At 70.4% G+C, this 1308-nt stretch carries 1 protein-coding gene; it reads left to right on the forward strand.

The window, feature by feature from the left end:
• Nucleotides 1–1305, forward strand: a 1305-nt coding sequence (locus tag AB2L27_RS20140) for a UDP-glucose dehydrogenase family protein (protein ID WP_370443274.1), incomplete at its 5' end; no start/stop codon positions are given.
• Nucleotides 1306–1308: the final 3 nt, after the last annotated feature.

Raw genomic sequence — 1308 nt, forward strand, 5'->3', positions numbered from 1 at the left:
GGGTACCTCGGCGCCGTCCATGCAGCGTGCATGGCCGAGCTGGGGCACGAGGTCATCGGGATCGACGTGGACCCCGAGAAGGTCGCGGCCCTGCAGGCCGCGCGGGCCCCGTTCTACGAACCGGGTCTGCCCGAGCTGCTGGAACGCACGATGGCCACCGGCCGGTTGACGTTCACCACCGACATGTCCGCCGCGGCCGGGTCGGCGGTGCACTTCGTGTGCGTGGGCACCCCGCAGAAGCGCGGGGAGTTCGCCGCGGACATGACCTACGTCGACGCCGCCGTGGACGGGGTGCTGGCCCATGTCGGTCCCGGGGAGCTGGTGGTGGGCAAGTCCACCGTGCCGGTGGGCACCGCGGCCCGGCTGGCGGCGAAGGTCGCCGACCGGGAACCGGGGGCGGCGTTGGCGTGGAACCCGGAGTTCCTGCGGGAGGGTCACGCGGTGGAGGACACGCTGACCCCGGACCGGTTGGTGTACGGGGTGCCCGGTGGGCCCGGCAGCGTCGAGGGCAAGGCGGCCAAGGCGTTGCTCGATGAGGTGTACGCCACCCCGTTGGGGCGGGGGACGCCGTTGATCGTGACCGACTTCCAGACCGCGGAGCTGGTGAAGGTGGCGGCGAACTCGTTCCTGGCCACGAAGATCTCCTTCATCAACGCGATGGCGGAGTTGTGCGAGAAGGTCAACGCCGATGTGACGCAGTTGGCCGATGCGATCGGTCACGACGACCGGATCGGGCGCAAGTTCCTCAACGCCGGGTTGGGCTTCGGGGGTGGGTGCCTGCCCAAGGACATCCGCGCGTTCATGGCCCGGGCCGGGGAGTTGGGGGCCGATCAGACGTTGACGTTCCTGCGGGAGGTCGACTCGATCAACATGCGCCGGCGGATCCGGATGGTGGACCTGGCCCGGGAGGTGTGCGAGGGGTCGTTGATCGGCAAGCGGGTGGCGGTGCTGGGGGCGGCGTTCAAGCCGTTGTCGGACGACATCCGTGATTCCCCGGCGTTGAACGTGGCCGCGCAGATCCGGCTGCAGGGTGGGGACGTGGTGTTGACCGATCCGGCGGCGGTGGACAACGCGCGCAAGGCGGTGCCGGACATCTCCTACGCCCAGAGCGTGGAGGAGGCGGTGCGGGGTGCGGACGTGGTGCTGTTGTTGACGGAGTGGAAGGAGTACCGGGACCTGGAGCCGGCGACGATCTCGGGGTTGGTGAAGGAGAAGCGGATCCTGGACGGGCGCAACGCGTTGGACCCGTCCAGGTGGCGGGCGGCGGGGTGGACGTACCGCGCCCTGGGCCGACCCCGCGCCTGACCC

This window comes from Kineococcus halophytocola (assembly GCF_041276425.1).
GTDB lineage: Bacteria > Actinomycetota > Actinomycetes > Actinomycetales > Kineococcaceae > Kineococcus > Kineococcus halophytocola.